The organism is Nocardia sp. NPDC050799 (genome assembly GCF_040654015.1).
Taxonomy (GTDB): domain Bacteria; phylum Actinomycetota; class Actinomycetes; order Mycobacteriales; family Mycobacteriaceae; genus Nocardia.
Genome location: NZ_JBFAHF010000019.1, coordinates 118667 through 134147, shown reverse-complemented (window position 1 = coordinate 134147; position 15481 = coordinate 118667). Strand labels below are relative to the sequence as shown.

General features: G+C 68.3%; 14 protein-coding genes. 7 read left to right on the top strand and 7 right to left on the bottom strand.

Annotation, left to right across the window (positions count from 1 at the left end; all coding sequences use genetic code 11):
* Nucleotides 1-338: 338 nt before the first annotated feature.
* On the bottom strand, nt 339-827 hold the full coding sequence (locus AB0H42_RS20985) for an inorganic diphosphatase (RefSeq protein WP_030524167.1): 489 nt from the start codon (nt 825-827) through the stop codon (nt 339-341).
* Between the two features lie 275 nt (nt 828-1102).
* On the opposite strand from AB0H42_RS20985, the gene AB0H42_RS20980 reads away from it, so the two are divergent.
* From AB0H42_RS20980 to hpt, 4 genes are read left to right on the top strand one after another with little or no spacing between them, the layout of a single operon-like run.
* Nucleotides 1103-2509 (top strand): D-alanyl-D-alanine carboxypeptidase, encoded by a 1407-nt coding sequence (locus AB0H42_RS20980; protein ID WP_357058137.1) that lies wholly within the window; start codon nt 1103-1105, stop codon nt 2507-2509.
* 14 nt (nt 2510-2523) lie between these two features.
* A complete protein-coding gene (locus AB0H42_RS20975) occupies nt 2524-3636 on the top strand; it encodes a zinc-dependent metalloprotease (protein WP_357058100.1) in 1113 nt (370 codons plus the stop codon).
* 27 nt (nt 3637-3663) lie between these two features.
* The gene (gene tilS, locus AB0H42_RS20970; RefSeq protein WP_357058135.1) at nt 3664-4659 is read left to right on the top strand and encodes a tRNA lysidine(34) synthetase TilS; all 996 of its coding nucleotides are present in this window, start codon (nt 3664-3666) and stop codon (nt 4657-4659) included.
* Between the two features lies 1 nt (nt 4660).
* On the top strand, nt 4661-5224 hold the full coding sequence (hpt, locus tag AB0H42_RS20965) for a hypoxanthine phosphoribosyltransferase (protein WP_357058098.1): 564 nt from the start codon (nt 4661-4663) through the stop codon (nt 5222-5224).
* Nucleotides 5225-5275: 51 nt separating this feature from the next.
* Here the strand turns inward: hpt and AB0H42_RS20960 are convergent, their stop codons facing one another.
* The 4 genes from AB0H42_RS20960 to AB0H42_RS20945 all read right to left on the bottom strand — a co-directional run bounded on the left by AB0H42_RS20960 (nt 5276) and on the right by AB0H42_RS20945 (nt 9383).
* Nucleotides 5276-6160, bottom strand: coding sequence for a LysR substrate-binding domain-containing protein (locus AB0H42_RS20960; protein ID WP_357058096.1), 885 nt, complete (start codon nt 6158-6160; stop codon nt 5276-5278).
* Nucleotides 6161-6580: 420 nt separating this feature from the next.
* Nucleotides 6581-7417 (bottom strand): SDR family oxidoreductase, encoded by an 837-nt coding sequence (locus AB0H42_RS20955; RefSeq protein ID WP_357058094.1) that lies wholly within the window; start codon nt 7415-7417, stop codon nt 6581-6583.
* Nucleotides 7407-8969 carry an aldehyde dehydrogenase family protein gene (locus AB0H42_RS20950; protein ID WP_357058133.1) on the bottom strand — a complete coding sequence of 521 codons (1563 nt, stop codon included), beginning with the start codon at nt 8967-8969 and terminating at the stop codon, nt 7407-7409. The genes AB0H42_RS20955 and AB0H42_RS20950 overlap by 11 nt, the downstream gene beginning before the upstream one ends.
* A gap of 159 nt (nt 8970-9128) precedes the next feature.
* Nucleotides 9129-9383: a DUF2277 domain-containing protein gene (locus AB0H42_RS20945; RefSeq protein WP_030524159.1), complete on the bottom strand. Its 255-nt coding sequence runs from the start codon at nt 9381-9383 to the stop codon at nt 9129-9131.
* Nucleotides 9384-9486: 103 nt separating this feature from the next.
* Between AB0H42_RS20945 and AB0H42_RS20940 the strand changes: the two genes are divergently transcribed.
* Nucleotides 9487-10302, top strand: a complete 816-nt coding sequence (locus AB0H42_RS20940; RefSeq protein WP_063125480.1) for a DUF1266 domain-containing protein — start codon at nt 9487-9489, stop codon at nt 10300-10302.
* A 55-nt stretch (nt 10303-10357) separates the two neighbouring features.
* Here the strand turns inward: AB0H42_RS20940 and AB0H42_RS20935 are convergent, their stop codons facing one another.
* Nucleotides 10358-11107 (bottom strand): NAD(P)H-binding protein, encoded by a 750-nt coding sequence (locus AB0H42_RS20935; RefSeq protein WP_357058092.1) that lies wholly within the window; start codon nt 11105-11107, stop codon nt 10358-10360.
* An 88-nt stretch (nt 11108-11195) separates the two neighbouring features.
* On the opposite strand from AB0H42_RS20935, the gene AB0H42_RS20930 reads away from it, so the two are divergent.
* Nucleotides 11196-11669, top strand: coding sequence for an Rrf2 family transcriptional regulator (locus AB0H42_RS20930; RefSeq protein WP_357058090.1), 474 nt, complete (start codon nt 11196-11198; stop codon nt 11667-11669).
* A gap of 134 nt (nt 11670-11803) precedes the next feature.
* On the opposite strand, the gene AB0H42_RS20925 is transcribed toward AB0H42_RS20930, so the two are convergent.
* Complete coding sequence (locus AB0H42_RS20925) at nt 11804-12799, bottom strand: hypothetical protein (protein WP_357058088.1); 996 nt, start codon at nt 12797-12799, stop codon at nt 11804-11806.
* 301 nt (nt 12800-13100) lie between these two features.
* Between AB0H42_RS20925 and ftsH the strand changes: the two genes are divergently transcribed.
* Nucleotides 13101-15467, top strand: a complete 2367-nt coding sequence (gene ftsH / locus AB0H42_RS20920; protein ID WP_357058086.1) for an ATP-dependent zinc metalloprotease FtsH — start codon at nt 13101-13103, stop codon at nt 15465-15467.
* The last annotated feature ends 14 nt before the right edge of the window (nt 15468-15481 follow it).

Genomic DNA, 15481 nt, shown 5'->3' with positions numbered 1-15481 from the left:
GCCCCCTCTACCCCCATTCCCCCCTTGCCTTTTGTCGGCCCGCCGAAACGGCGAGACCAAGGGGGCCGCAACCCCGCGGCGCCGCAGGCGCCGCCAATAAACACAGCACCTTCACGAGCAAGCTCACCTCCCCACCTTCGCAAGTGAGCCTGCCTCCCAGCCTTCACGGGCAGCGCCGCCCTCGCTACCGATGTGCCACCTCACCTTTCGCGAGTAAGCGTGCCACCCCACCACTGATGGGGCGTGCACGCTCACCCGTGAGCAGAACCCGTGTGCCCGACAGGGCATCACCGACCTCATGTTCCAAGCCGGCCCGCAGGAGTTCCGCCCGCCGAGCCTCAGTGCCCCTGCTCCTCCAAACGCTTGAAGGACGCCTGGATCTCGGCCTCGGCTTCCGCCCGGCCCACCCATTCCGAACCCTTGACGAACTTGCCGGGCTCGAGGTCCTTGTACCGCTCGAAGAAGTGCTTGATGGCGGCCAGTTCGAACTCCGGGACGTCGCCGAGGTCCTGGATGTGGTCCCAGCGGGGGTCGCCGGCCGGGACACAGAGGATCTTGTCGTCGCCGCCGGCCTCGTCGGTCATCTTGTACATGGCGACGGGACGCGCTTCGACGATGACGCCCGGGAACACCGAATCGGGCAGCAGGACGAGCGCGTCCAGCGGGTCGCCGTCCTCTCCGAGTGTGTTCTCGATGTAGCCGTAGTCGGCCGGGTAGGCCATGGAGGTGAACAGGAACCGGTCGAGGCGCACCCGCCCGGTTTCGTGATCGACCTCGTATTTGTTGCGTGAACCCTTGGGGATCTCGATGGTGACGTCGAACTCCACGCCAGCTCCTTCCGCTGCTCTCACGATGCGCCGTGGTGGCCGGCCTCGCCGACGCACCCGGTTGTTCGCCGAGAACGGTAGCCGAACACCGATATTGTTGTCGGCGGGCACATGGGTTCAGCGGGGGCTCGGGTGTGAAGTCGGGGACAAGGGAGAAGACGGGCAACGTGGTGGTGCAGGGCGGCAGCGGTAGGTATGGTTCGGCCACGCGCCGGCGCCGCGGTGTACGAACTTGGTCGATCATCGTGCTGGTGGTGCTGGCCGGGGCGGCGGCGGTGGCCGCGGTGATCGTGAAACCGTGGACGCCGGAGTTCCGGCACGGCGGGCTCACCATTGCCGCACCGCCCGCTCCGGCCATCGTTTCCCCGGAGGTGGCGCCCGCCCCGGATACCGCGCCCGCGCCGAGTGCGGCGGGTGTCGCGGCGGCGCTCGGGCCGGTGGTCGCCAGTCCCGATCTGGGTGGGTTCGCCGGATCGGTCACCGATGCGGTCAGCGGCACCGTGTTGTGGAGTGAGCGCGCCGACGAGCCGCGGGTGCCCTCGTCGACGGCCAAGATCATGACCACCGCGGCGGCATTGCTCGCCCTGCCCGCCGATCAGCGCGTGCACACCAAGGTCGTCGCGGGTTCGGCGCCCAACGAGATCGTGCTGGTGGCCGCGGGTGATCCCACGCTCACCGCCCAGCCGGGCGGGCAGGGTTACTACCCGGGCGCGGGGAGTCTGCTGGATCTGGTCGCTCAGGTGCGCAACGCGGATATCCGGGCCGACACGATCGTGGTGGACACCTCCGTCTATTCGGGCCAGACCATGGCCCGCGGCTGGGATCCGATCGATATCCCCGGCGGCTCCATCGCACCGCTGGAATCGGTGATGCTCGACGGCGGCCGGCTCGATCCCGCGGGCGAGTATTCGCCGCGATCGGGGACGCCGGCGCTGGATGTGGGCCGGCGGCTGGCCACCGAACTCGGTCTCGACCCGGCCAAGGTGCGTATCGGTACGGCACCGCAGGGCACCAAACGGCTGGGTGAGGTCGCTTCGGCGCCGCTACGCGACCGGCTGCGCGACATGATGGTGTATTCGGACAATGTGCTGGCCGAGACCATCGGCCGGGAGGTCGCCCAGGCCACCGGGCGGCCGATGTCGTTCGAGGGGGCGGCGGCCGCGGTGGCGGCGGTGCTGGCCGAGCACGGTTTCGATATGACCGGGGTGACGATGTTCGACTGCAGCGGACTCTCGGTGGACGACCGGATACCCGCCCGGCTGCTGAACCAGATCATCAACACCGCGGCCGGCCCCGAACCGGATGCCGAGCCCACCACCTCCGCTCCCGCTCCGCTCGCGCCGCCACTGGGTGCGGGTGCGGGTGCGGGCCGGCAGGCGCAGCCGGAACCGGCCGCCGCCACGCTCACGAGCCGTTTGGTGCCGATGCTCGACTATCTGCCGGTCGCGGGCGGTACCGGCTCGCTGAGCAGCAGATATGTCACCCAGAACCAGGGCGGTGCCGGCTGGGTGCGCGCCAAGACCGGAACATTGTCGGTGGCCAGTACGTTGGCTGGTTACGTGCTGGATCGTGACGGCCGGGTCCTGACCTTCACACTGATGTCGAGCGATCGGCCCCCGGAGGTCAGTCGGCCCGCTTTGGACGCCGTCGCGACCGCGTTGCGCGACTGTGGATGTTCCTGACGGCTGGAGGGCGCATGACGATTCGACAAGGTCCCGATGGGCCCGGCGCCCGGACAGTGGCCGAGAAAGGCGGCTCCGGTGACGAGCGACGCACTTTCTCGGGGTCGGTGGACTGGCGCTGGGCGGCCCGTACCGGTGCCGCGCTGGTACCGGCCGGGCCCCGCACCTCCCGGCCGGCCGCGGAGCAGGCGGTAGCCGAGCTCAGTGAGGCCTCGGTGCGCGCCGAGGCGCCCGTGCGGGCGGTGACCGGCCTGCTCGACGACCAGCCCGTACCCGCGGCCCGGATCGTGGACCGGCCCGGCTGGATCGGGGCGGCGGCCGATTCCATGTCGCAGCTGACCGGTACCGGAACCACGGACCGGTCCGGCCTGTTCACCGGTAAACCGGCCGGGGTGCAGGTGGGCGCCATGCTGGCCTTCCTGTCCACCGCGATCCTGGGCCAGTACGACCCGTTCACCGGTCCGGACGGCACGCTGCTGCTGGTGGCCCCGAATATCGTGGGGGTCGAGCGCGCGCTCGCGGTGCCGTCGGCCGATTTTCGATTGTGGGTCTGCCTGCACGAGGTGTGCCACCGGGTGCAGTTCTCGGCGTCGCCATGGCTGGCCGGATATATGCGCGAGAACGTCGAGGTGCTCGGCGAGATCGGTGACGAGGCGACCTCGGAGATGCTGTCCCGGTTGCTCACCGAGGTGAAACTACGGCGCAGCGGTCAGGTCTCCGACGATCCGGCCTCGCGCGGCGTGGTGGGGCTGCTGCGGGCCACTCAGCCGCCGGAACAGCGGGCGGCACTGGACCGGTTGCTGCTGCTCGGCACTTTGCTGGAGGGGCACGCCGACCATGTGATGGACGCGGTCGGCCCGAGTGTGGTGCCCTCGGTCGAGCAGATCCGGATGGCGTTCGACAAACGCCGGACCCGGCCCGCGAACCCGGTGCAACGCCTGCTGCGCGCGCTGCTCGGTATCGATGCGAAGGTGGCGCAGTACGTGCGCGGAAAGGCCTTCGTCGACGAGGTGGTGGGCACGGTGGGAATGGAACGGTTCAACGTGGTGTGGACCGATGCCGAGACGCTGCCGCGCACCGACGAGATCGACGAACCGCGGCGCTGGATCGCCCGCGTCCTGGACTGAACGGTGTCCTCTGCCGAACAGCGGCCGATCCGGTTACCGGAGACGCCCGCGGTGCTCGGCGTGCGGCATGCGGTGCGGGCGTGGCTGGCCGGGTTCGGCCCGGAGAGTCGGTGTGTGGCCGTCGCGCTGTCGGGCGGCGCGGATTCCCTGGCGCTCACCGCGGCCGCTCTCGCCGAATCCGCGGAAGTGCACGCCTTGATCGTGGATCACCGGTTACAGGGCGGATCGGATGTGGTCGCGGCGACGGCCGCGGCGACGGCGCGTTCGCTCGGCTGCCGGTCGGCGCGGGTGCTGCCGGTCGAGGTGAGCGGGCCCGGCGGGCTGGAGGCGGCGGCACGGTACGCGCGTTACGCGGCGCTGGCGGGCGCGAGATCGGGCCTGCCGGTGCTTCTGGGCCACACCCTCGACGATCAGGCCGAGACCGTACTGCTGGGACTCGGACGGGGTTCGGGCGCGCGTTCGATCCAGGGGATGGCCCCGAGCGACGGCCCGTGGGGCCGGCCGCTGCTGGGGGTCCGCCGGGAAACGACCCGGCAGTTCTGCGCCGACCTCGCGCTGACGCCCTACGAGGATCCGCACAACAGCGCCCCCGAGTTCACTCGGGTACGACTGCGCGCCGAGGTGCTGCCGCTGCTCGAGGAGGTGCTCGGCGGTGCGGTGGCGCCGGCCTTGGCCCGGACCGCCGAACAGTTGCGCGAGGACAATGCCGCCCTGGACGCGTTCGCCGGCGAACTGCTGTCGCGGGCCGGCACCGGATCGCCGGTGTGCGCTGTGCTGGCGGAGGCCGCCGCCGCGGTGCGCCGCCGGGCGGTGCGGGCGTGGCTGCTGTCCCAGGGGGTTCCCGGGGTGACCGGAACACATATCCGCGGTATCGACGACCTGGTGGTGGCCTGGCGGGGGCAGGGCGGGGTGGCCGTGGGGGGCGGTGAGCGGGGGACCCGGTTGGTCGTCGTTCGCGAGCATGGCAGGCTGACACTTGCCCGCACCGATCGGGAACGCCGAGACCGAAGGGAAACCAGTTGACGTGTACGGGGACGATATCGATTCGGTCTTGATCACCGAAGGAGAAATCGCGGCGAAGGTCGGCGAGCTGGCCGAACTGATCGCCAAGCGGTACCCGGCCGACGCACCGGAGGGCGATCTCCTGCTGATCGGTGTGCTCAAGGGCGCGATCTTCTTCATGACCGATCTGGCCAAAGCTCTGCCGGTGCCGACTCAGATGGAGTTCATGGCCGTATCGTCCTACGGGTCCTCCACGTCGTCGTCCGGCGTGGTGCGCATCATGAAGGACCTGGACAAGGACATCGCCGGCCGCAATGTGCTCATCGTCGAGGACATCATCGACTCGGGCCTGACCCTGTCGTGGCTGATGCGCAATCTCTCCACCCGCAACCCGGCCTCGCTCGAGGTGGTGACGTTGCTGCGTAAACCCGACGCGCTGCGCACCCAGGTCGAGGTCGCCAATGTGGGGTTCGACATCCCGAACGAATTCGTGGTCGGTTATGGCCTCGACTACGCCGAGCGTTACCGGGATCTGCCCTATATCGGCACGCTGCACCCGCGGGTCTACGGCGGCGAACAGGCCTGAACGAATCGTGGGTAGGCGGGCGAGCCCACCTACCCACGATGTTTCGCCGGGTCAGGCCGGGATGGCGGGGGGTGCCGCGAAGCCGCCGGACATGGCCCGCTGGCCGAATTCCAGAATCGTCGGCCGGGTGTCGTCGGCGCGCCAGGCCACCGCGAGCTCGCACGGCGGGAGGCCGGTGACCGGACGGGCGGTGAGTCCGGGCCAGCGGTACATCGGCACGTTGTTCTCGGCGAGCAGGCACAGGCCCAGTCCGAGCCCGACTGCCTCGAGCCGGTCCTCGGGGGTGGCTGCTTCCGCGCCGATGGTGGCGGGGCGGCCGTTGCGGGCGTCGTTACCGAGCCAGAAATCGCGGGTGGCGCCGGCTTCGGCGGGCAGCGCGATGAACCGTTCGTCGAGCAGATCCGCGAAATCGATCATTTCCTGATTGGCGCGGGGATGGTTCTCCGGCAGGAGCACCCAGCGGCGCTCGGTACGCAGTACCTGCCAGCGGTAGCGGTTCTGGTCGGGCAAGGGGAGCCAGACCAGTGCCAGATCGGCCTGGCGGCCGGCGAGGCCGCTGGAGGGGTCGGTCCAGGCGGCCGGGTGCAGGGCCAATCGGTGGCCACTGGCGCTCTCGAGATCGTGCAGCAGCCCACGGCCCAGCGTCGACTGCAGGCCGACGCGCAGCACTTCGCCCGCCTCCTGCAGGGAGCTGTTGGTGGTTTCCCAGAGCTCCAGGATCTTGCGGGCGCCGCTGAGCAGTTCCTTGCCGGCAACCGTGAGCGCGACACTGCGCTGGTTGCGATCGAACAGGACCACATCGAGCTGACGTTCCAGCTGCCGGATCTGACGCGACAGGGTCGGTTGAGCGATGTGCAGCCGCTGAGCGGCGTTGGTGAAATGCAGTTCCTCGGCGACGGCGACGAAATACCGCAGATCGCGCAAATGCGGGTCCATAGCACCTTGCTATCAGAATCGTTGCTGAATTTCCAGCCCTAATTTGTGCGATGGGTCCGCATATCGGGTCTGAAACAGTCAGCAGGTTTGTTAGTGACAGCTTATGGGGTGGCGCGGTGATGTGCATCATGAGTTCTTCGCATCGCCGACGGCCGGGCCTCGTCGGGCGATACGACGTAAAATACGGCGCATTTGCCGTGGTAGGGCTGTTCGTCCAGTGCGTGCTGTCACCTCGGTCTATGGAACTCCGGTTCGGTCCGAAGGCGGCCCGGCGAAACGATTTCGCGCCACCGTGTGATCGACTTCGCACGTCAAGTGACATTGATCACAATATGGTTTCGGTGGGGTATCGATGGCCCCATGGCGGTGCGCCGCGGCCCGTTCGTCGACGGACCGCGGCGCGGTGACAGCGGCTCCGGTTCAGCTCCCCCGGACCCGCTCCTCGTAGGCTTTGCGCTCATCGGCGTTCACATCGTCGAGGAAGGTCTGGGCCGACCCCATCGAGCGTCCCAGGGCATCACCCACCGACTGCGGCAGCAAGTTCACGAACACCGACATGGCACCCGCCGCCCGGGTGACCCGAGCCTTGGGCCGGGGTTTGGCGATCAGCCGGACCACCGCCGCCGCGATATCCTCCGGTTCCGCCGCGGGCAGGCCCTTCGGCGCCGCCACCCCGGAACCGAGCTCGGTCCGGGTGAGCGTCGGCAGCACCGACGAGAACGCCACCCCGGTGCCCCGGTACTCCTCGCGCAGGGTGTCGGTGAAACCGAGCACCGCGTGTTTGGAGGCGTTGTAGGTGGCCAGACCCGGAATATGCGTTTCGCCGGCCAGCGACGCGATATTGATGATGTGGCCGCTGCCGCGAGCGAGCATGCGGGCCAGCGCGATCTTGGACCCCAGGATCACGCCGTAGACATTGATCTCCAGGATCCGCCGGGTGATCTGGTCGGTTTCCTCGACCAGCCGCCCGGTCGGCATGATGCCCGCATTATTGATCAGGACATCGATCGGCCCGATCTCACGTTCCACATCGTCGAGGAATGTGGTGAAGGACTGGATATCGGTCACGTCGAGCCGGCCGTAGTAGTCGAAATCGTGGTCGGTGCCCGATTCCTTGACGGTCTTCTCGTCGATATCGCCGATCGCGATCTTGGCGCCCAGCTTCTCCAGGGCGACCGCGGTGGCCAGGCCGATACCGCGGGCGCCCCCGGTGATGACGACGACCTTGCCGCGAATGGATTCGGTCTTATTCGCCACGGTTTTCTCCCTTGAGTCGCAGCAGCGCGGGGATATCGATCCGGCGCATACCGCGCGCTCCGGCCGCGCGCATGGCGCCGAGCCCGATCAGGATCTTGTTGAGGTCGTAGGGCATCCAGGTGAGTTCGCGTTCCTGGGTGGGCAGTATCGGCGTGGTGATCGCCTTGGCCCGGCAGTACTTGCGCACCCCGTTCGGGCCACCCCACCGGGCGCCGACCCCGGAATCGCCCCAGCCGCCCATCGGCAGTGCGAAATTGAACAGGTTGGCGAAAATGTCGTTGATATTGACCGCGCCCGCCTGCAACGCCCGGGCGACCCGTTCGCCGCGCGCCTTGTCTCCCGTCCACACCGTCGCGGACAGCCCGTACACGGAGTCGTTCGCCAACCGGATGGCCTCGGCCTCGTCGGCGACCTTCATCACGGGCAGTGTCGGCCCGAAGGTTTCCTCGGTGATACACGACATGGTGTGGTCGACGTCCACCAGCACGGTGGGTTCGAAGAAGGTACCCACACCAGTCCGTTTGCCGCCGGTCAAGACCTTCGCGCCGGCCGCTACCGCTTCGTCGATATGCCGCTGGACGATGCCGACCTGACTCTCGTTGGCCATGGCGCCCACATCGTTGCGGGGTGTGCGATCGTCGCGGCCCTGTCGCAGGGACTTGACATTGGCGGTCAGTTTGGCGACGAACTCGTCGTAGACGGGCGCCTCCACATAGACCCGCTCGACCGAGATGCAGACCTGTCCGGAATTGAACATGCCGCCGAAGGCGATGCCGTGGGCGGCGCGGTCGAGATCGGCGTCGGCCAGCACGATGGCCGGGTCCTTGCCGCCCAGTTCCAGGCTGTAGGGGACCATCCGGGCGGCGCAGGCCGCCGCGATCCGGCGGCCGGTCGCGGTGGAGCCGGTGAACTGGATGTAGTCGGCGTGCTCGACCACCGCCGCGCCGGTGGCGCCCGCGCCGGTGACGACGGAGAGCACCGGGGGAGCGCCGATCTCGGCCCAGCCGCGGGCGAGTTCGAGCGCGGAGAGGGGAGTCACCTCGGAAGGTTTCAGGATCACCGCGGCGCCGGCGGCCAGCGCCGGGATCACATCGAGCAGCGGCATGGCCAGCGGGAAGTTCCACGGCGTGATCACACCGACCACCGGATACGGCTCGAATACCGTGGTCAGCCGTTTCACCCGGGACAGCGGACTGTGCGGGGCGGGATGCTCGTCGGCGAGGAACTTGGCGGCGCGGCGCGCGTAATAGCCGATGAGGTCACTGCCGAAGATCGGGTCGATGAGCGAATCGACCCGCGGTTTACCTGTCTCGGACTGTAGGACGTCGGCCAGCACCTCGGTGTTGTCGATAATCCAGTCCTGGAGCTCGAGCAGCCATTCCTTGCGCTCGTCGGCGCCGATGGCCTGCCATGCGCGCTGGTGTTCGCGCAACTCGGCGATGGCCGCGACGACCTGCTCGGCCGACATATCCGGTACCGAGCCGACCACCTCGCCGGTGGCGGGATTCAGGACTCGGATCTCCGAGTCCGGAGGCGGGTCCACGGTTTTCACCGTGGCGTCGGGTTGTCCCGATTCGGTTTTGGTCACTGCGTTCTCCCACTGCGTCGTGCTCGGAACCGCTGGGGCCGATCATTGTGAATCAGCTCACCGGATCGATCGTGACACACTGTGCGAGACACCGCGCCCGGTCGCGGTGTCCGATGCCGGGATCTATTGGGATTCGCGAGCCAACCGGCGCAGTGGCGGCTCGGTCGCCGGGGGCACCCGGCGGTCGGGTAATTCGGCGAGCAGTTCGGTGGTGGCCGCGGCGACGGCGGCGACGGCTTTGTCCACGGCGGGTTTGGTGGCCGAACTCAACCCGGACAGGCCACCGACCTTGCGCACGTACTGCAGTGCGGCGGCATAGATCTCCTGCTCGGTAGCGGCGGGCTCCAGACCTCGCAAGACGGTGATGTTTCTACACATGAATGCACATTAGCGCTGGAACACAGCCCGTGACAGGCCAAGGAACAAATGTGAAAACACGTTGCCCGGGCCGGGCGGGGCCCGCGCGTCCTAGACTCACGGTATGGCTGCTGCCGGATTGCCCACGCCGACCCCTTTTCCCTATCCGGAGCTCGACAAGCGCGAGGAGGACCACTGGTCCGGCGCGCAGATCGACGACGACCGCCTGCGCGCGTTGTCACTGGGCGCCTTCTACTCGGCGCGCTGGGACGCATTCCATGACGCGCTGCTGCTGGGGCCCGAACGCGATCATCCGCTCGGCGACCGGCGTGAGCTGGCCATCGACACCCTCACCGGGGCCTGGGGTATCACCGACGGCACCGAGGCGCGCGCATCCATGGAACAGCTGCTCGAGGGTATGCACGCCCCGCTGTACGCCCTGGTGCATCCATTGGTCACCGCCTCGCTGAATGCCAGCGAACGCGACCGGTTCGGCGAACGCGCCGATCGGCACCGCGCCTTCCTGCGGCAGGTCGCCTCGTTCCGGGGTATCGACAATTCCGAAGCGCTCGTCCGTGACTACGACATCTGGTCCCAGGCGATCAAAATCGGCTTCACCGACCATCTGTCGCGCCCCCTACCGGCCGATATCCACGCCTGGGATCTGGCGCGGGTGGTCGCCGTGGCGCGTATGTCCTACACCGCCGGCTATATCGAAGCCGATGTCGCGTGGGATTACCTGGGCCGGGCGCTTCCGCTGGCCCAGCGCAAGTACCGCAACTGGCGGCAGTTCGGCGACGCCTACCTCACCGGCTGGACGTATTGGCAGGCCTGTGAGGACTTGGCGGAACTGAAAGACGGTGGCGTCGATCGCCGCCTGGAACTGATGCGCCTGTGGCTCCGCCCGACCAGCCCCTGGCGCCGCATCGGTTTGGTGTAGCCCGAATACGTCGGTGGCTTCGGCTACTGCCGCCGATGCGGCTCGCCCGCGGGAGCTAACCCTGGGTGGCCAGCCACTGGTCGAAGGTCGTCGGGGCGATTCGTGCGTTTTCGGCGGGCAGCAGCGTGTTCCCGGCCATTTCCGGCCCGAACGATGACGACCAGGTCGGCACCAGCCGGACCGAGCGACCCCGCGCGTCGTTGGTGCGGCGGGCCATATCGACCAGGTCCTGCGGGTCCGGCCCCGCGATATCGCGATAGCGGCCCTGCGGCGCGCCGGTCGCGACCTCGGCGAGGATATCGGCGACATCGGCGGGGGCGATCGGCTGGACCAGTAGGGGTGCGAGGGCGGCGACGCCGTCCTGTTCGGTCCAGCCGGTGACGGTTGCGGCGAAATCGTGGAACTGGGTCGCCGCGACGATCGTCCACGGCACCTTTCCCTGCTCCACCAGGCGTTCCTGCTCCCGCTTCCCGGCGTAGTGCGCGTTGCCCTCCACTCGGCCGATGCCGACGATCGACAGCAGCACATGGTGTCCCACCCCGGCGCGCTGCTCGGCCGCCAGCAGGTTGCGGGTGGTGCTGCCGAGATAGTCGACGACCTCGTCGCGGTCGGTGCTTTCGACGCTGATGGCATCCACCACGGCATCGACGCCGGTGAGGGCGGTGTCCAGTCCCGCGCCGGTGCGCAGGTCTACGCCGAGTGAGCGGCTGATGCGGACGACCTCGTGGCCGGCGGCGCGCAGCGCCTCGACGGTGAGAGTTCCGATATTGCCGGTGGCGCCGGCGACGGCGATTCGCATGGTCATGGGGCTGTCTCCTCCAGGGTGGTCTCCTACTGCCGGAACATTATCTCGGACTAAATAGATCCGCAATATCTTGGATAGAATCGCAAGCATGAAGTTGCCGGTGAGTACCGAATGGCTGTTGCACTGCGCCACCTCGCTGGCGCAGCTCGATCCGGGAACGACCGCGTCGGCGGCGCAGCTGGCCCAGTACTTCGATCTGCCGGCCCCTTACCTGGCCAAACAGCTCCAGGCTCTGGTCCGGGCCGGCCTGCTGAGCGCCACCACGGGCCCCCGAGGTGGGTTCCGGCTGGCCCGCCCCGCCCGAGAGATCACGCTCCTGCAGATCGTCGAGGCGGTGGACGGCGGCGCCTCACCCTACGAATGCCGCGAAATACGTCAGCAGGGTCGCGGCGGACTGCCCGCGGACGAATGCCGCGAGCCGTGCCTTCTCGCGGTGAAGATGACGGAGGCACACGAGGCGTGGCGGGCGAGTCTGGCCGCCACCTCACTGGGCGATCTCGTCGCCGAGTTACCGGGGTGGGCTCCGGAACGGACCCGTCGACGCCTCGCGGGGTCGCAGTAGCCGGAACCGGTACCGGTTCGGTCCGGTTCGTCGGGTGCGGCCGTGCCGACTCGGCCGGTGCACGCCGCTCGGCCGCGCGTTGCTCCGCATACCTCGCCCCACGCTCCGGAGGTCCCCGCCCGGCCGGCCGTGACTCAGATGCCCGGAAGTGAGCGCAGAATCCCGCGGCCGTACCGCTGGAACTGGGTGTCGTCGACCATGCCCAGGGAATGCCGCTCCACCAGCAGCTCCCATTCCGAGTACAGATGCGCGACGCTGGGATCGGCGGGACCGGCCGCACCGTCCACGGCGACCAGCCGCACGGCGAAGTTGATCGCGGTGGCCAGCCGTTCGGAATCGGCGCGATCCATCGCGGTGAAGTACATCGTCGTATTGCCGTCGTGTACTTCCACCAGGGGACGGCGGTCCCGCACCCGGATGTCCTGCACCACCGAGACCGCCTCCTCGGTCGCGCGGGCCCGCATGATGACGGGGATCGGCAGGTCGTGGGCATACGCCTCACCGGTGCCGAGCGAGACCAGCAGCAGCCGCGTCGTGGTCACGGTGAGCAGGCAGGGGTCGTCCGCGCCCACCGGCGGGTGCGCGACGACACTCGCGGTTTCCAGCACATATTCGTCGGGGGTGACGTAACCGGCCAGATCGGTCACCAGGGCCTCGCCCCGCCCGGTCGCCGACATCCGGCGTACCGCCCGCTCCACATCGGCGCGAACCGGCCCGTGTTCGGTCTGTTCGGTCGGCGGCGCGATCAGCTCGGGAGCGGCGATATCGATCCGCTGCGCGGCCAGGATCTGGTCGTTGATGCGGGAGACGATTCCGGCGGCCGCCGGTACATCGTGTTCGGCGATCAGCACCGGCAGCGGCGTCCGGTCGGCCGGAACGCCGACCAGCACGGGGGTCGGATAGCGCAGATATATCTCGATAACCACCGCGTCGTCGGCTCGCCGGCTGAGTCGCACCTCCAGTAGGTCGGTCACCGCGACGTCGAGGACACGCTCGCCGTCGCTCTCGGATTCGCCGTCGGCACCGGGACGCAGGACGACCAATCGCCCTTCGCCGTGCCGCACGATTGCTGTGGGTGTCCGTAACTCGACTATGTCCATACCCCCTGCGCTCGGGTCGTACGCGATCATCATCGGTCCTACATGCGTGCCGTGATTGTGATCACTACGAGATATCACAGACCACGACCCCGGGAACCACCATGGTTTTCCGGCCGTTTACCTCTTGAACTGCATCACCCGCCGAACTACTGGCTTGCGACGAGTCAGGAAGCGCGATGTATCGACTAGACCGTACGCGGTAACGTGGCATGTCCGCACCCGAATCCGCCCACCGGGCGGCAACGGTTGCGGGTTGCGCCGCCCGAGAGCGACGCATCGCTAGGCAAAACGCGGAGACGCCTGAAAGGACTGGCCGCCCGGCCGACGCTCTATGAACCGCAAGACAGTGTTTCGTACCCTGGCGATAATCGCGGGCATTCTGCTCGTGATCTATCTGTTCAGTTACTTCGGCAACGACACCCGCGGCTGGCAGAGCGTCGACACGTCGGTGGCGATCAGCCAGCTCGCCGACAAGGAGAACGTCGCCCACGTTCAGATCGATGATCGCGAACAGCAATTGCGGATCGAACTGAAGAACGGGAACGACGCCACCCAGGGCGCCGACAAGATCATCGCAAAGTATCCCGGCGGCAGCGATACCTCGGCCCAGATCTTCAAGGCCGTTCAGGATTCGGGCGCCCAGTACAACACAGTGGTCAAACAGGAGAGCTGGGTCACCCAGATCCTGCTGTTCGTGCTGCCCATGGTGATCCTGCTCGGCCTGTTCATCTTCGTGATGTCACGCATGCAGGGCGGCGGCCGCGGCGGCATGATGGGCTTCGGGAAATCCAAGGCCAAACAGCTGTCGAAGGATATGCCCAAGACCACGTTCGCCGATGTGGCCGGCGCGGACGAAGCGGTCGAAGAGCTCTACGAGATCAAGGACTTCCTGCAGAATCCGGTGCGCTACCAGGCGCTGGGCGCCAAGATCCCGAAGGGCGTCCTGCTCTACGGCCCGCCCGGCACCGGTAAGACGCTGCTCGCGCGCGCCGTGGCCGGCGAGGCGGGCGTCCCGTTCTTCACCATCTCCGGCTCCGATTTCGTGGAAATGTTCGTCGGTGTCGGTGCCTCCCGTGTCCGCGACCTCTTCGAGCAGGCCAAGCAGAACAGCCCCTGCATCATCTTCGTCGACGAGATCGACGCGGTCGGCCGTCAGCGCGGCGCCGGACTCGGCGGCGGTCACGACGAACGCGAACAGACCCTCAACCAGCTGCTGGTCGAGATGGACGGCTTCGGCGATCGCACCGGCATCATCCTGATCGCCGCGACCAACCGCCCCGATATCCTCGACCCCGCCCTGCTGCGGCCCGGCCGGTTCGACCGGCAGATCCCGGTCAGCAACCCCGACCTGGCCGGCCGTCGCGCCATCCTGCGGGTCCACTCGCAGGGCAAACCGATCTCCGCGGAAGCCGATCTCGACGGTCTGGCCAAGCGCACCGTCGGTATGTCGGGCGCCGACCTGGCCAATGTCATCAACGAGGCCGCCCTGCTCACCGCGCGGGAGAACGGTTCCACCATCACCGGTGACGCGCTCGAGGAGTCGGTCGACCGGGTGATCGGCGGTCCGCGCCGCAAGAGTCGGATCATCAGCGAACACGAGAAGAAGATCACCGCCTACCACGAGGGCGGCCACGCGCTGGCCGCTTGGGCGATGCCCGATATCGAACCGGTCTACAAGGTGACGATCCTGGCCCGCGGCCGCACCGGCGGGCACGCAATGACGGTGCCCGAGGACGACAAGGGCCTGATGACCCGCTCGGAGATGATCGCCAGGCTGGTCATGGCCATGGGCGGGCGTGCGGCGGAGGAACTGGTCTTCCACGAGCCGACCACCGGGGCCTCCTCCGATATCGACCAGGCGACCAAGATCTCCCGCGCGATGGTCACCGAATACGGTATGAGCGCTCGGCTCGGCGCCGTGCGGTACGGCCAGGAACAGGGCGATCCCTTCCTCGGTCGCTCCATGGGTACCTCTTCGGACTATTCACACGAGGTCGCCGGCGCCATCGACGTCGAGGTCCGCAACCTCATCGAGGCCGCGCACACCGAAGCGTGGGCGATCCTCAGCGAGTACCGCGATGTGCTCGACGATCTGGCGACCGCGCTGCTCGAACGCGAAACCCTGCACCGCAAGGATCTGGAAACCATCCTCAGCGCGGTGCAGAAGCGGCCCCGGATCACCGCGTTCAACGATTTCGGCGATCGCGTGCCATCGGACAAACCGCCGGTGAAGACTCCGGGTGAGCTTGCCGCCGAACGTGGCGAAGCATGGCCCCCGCAACCCGCCGTCCCCGTCGGCGTCGGCCCGCACGAGCCGGCGGCCGCCGGGAGCGTGCCGCAGCCCGCGGGGTTCCCCGGTGGCGCGGTCCAGCAGCCCGGTTACGGCCGGCCGCCCAGCGGCTACCCGGCGCCGGCGCAGCCCGCCCCCAGTTATCCCCGCGGCGCCACACAAGGCTCCCGGCCGGACTACGGCGCCCCCGCCGGCTGGTCGGCGCCCGGATGGCCGCCGCGCGAGGAACCGCAGGCCCCGCCGGCCGACCGCGGCTACGCCGGCGGGCAGGAACAGCCCCGGTACTCGCATCCCGACCAGAAGTCCGCGCACGACCGCGGGCCCGACGAATCCGGCTACGGCTCCGGTGAGGATTCCGGACATGGTGGCCCGCACTCCTCCTGGGACAGCCCGAACGGTCGGCAGTAAACCGGCGCCGATTA

Bases quoted from the DNA above. Each gene is read 5' to 3' on its own strand.
- AB0H42_RS20960 (WP_357058096.1), bottom strand. From the start codon at position 6,160: ATGGACCCGCATTTGCGCGATCTGCGGTATTTCGTCGCCGTCGCCGAG.
- AB0H42_RS20940 (WP_063125480.1), top strand. From the start codon at position 9,487: ATGGCTGCTGCCGGATTGCCCACGCCGACCCCTTTTCCCTATCCGGAG.
- AB0H42_RS20945 (WP_030524159.1), bottom strand. From the start codon at position 9,383: ATGTGTAGAAACATCACCGTCTTGCGAGGTCTGGAGCCCGCCGCTACC.
- AB0H42_RS20925 (WP_357058088.1), bottom strand. From the start codon at position 12,799: ATGATCGCGTACGACCCGAGCGCAGGGGGTATGGACATAGTCGAGTTA.
- AB0H42_RS20935 (WP_357058092.1), bottom strand. From the start codon at position 11,107: ATGACCATGCGAATCGCCGTCGCCGGCGCCACCGGCAATATCGGAACT.
- ftsH (WP_357058086.1), top strand. From the start codon at position 13,101: ATGAACCGCAAGACAGTGTTTCGTACCCTGGCGATAATCGCGGGCATT.
- AB0H42_RS20930 (WP_357058090.1), top strand. From the start codon at position 11,196: ATGAAGTTGCCGGTGAGTACCGAATGGCTGTTGCACTGCGCCACCTCG.
- AB0H42_RS20975 (WP_357058100.1), top strand. From the start codon at position 2,524: ATGACGATTCGACAAGGTCCCGATGGGCCCGGCGCCCGGACAGTGGCC.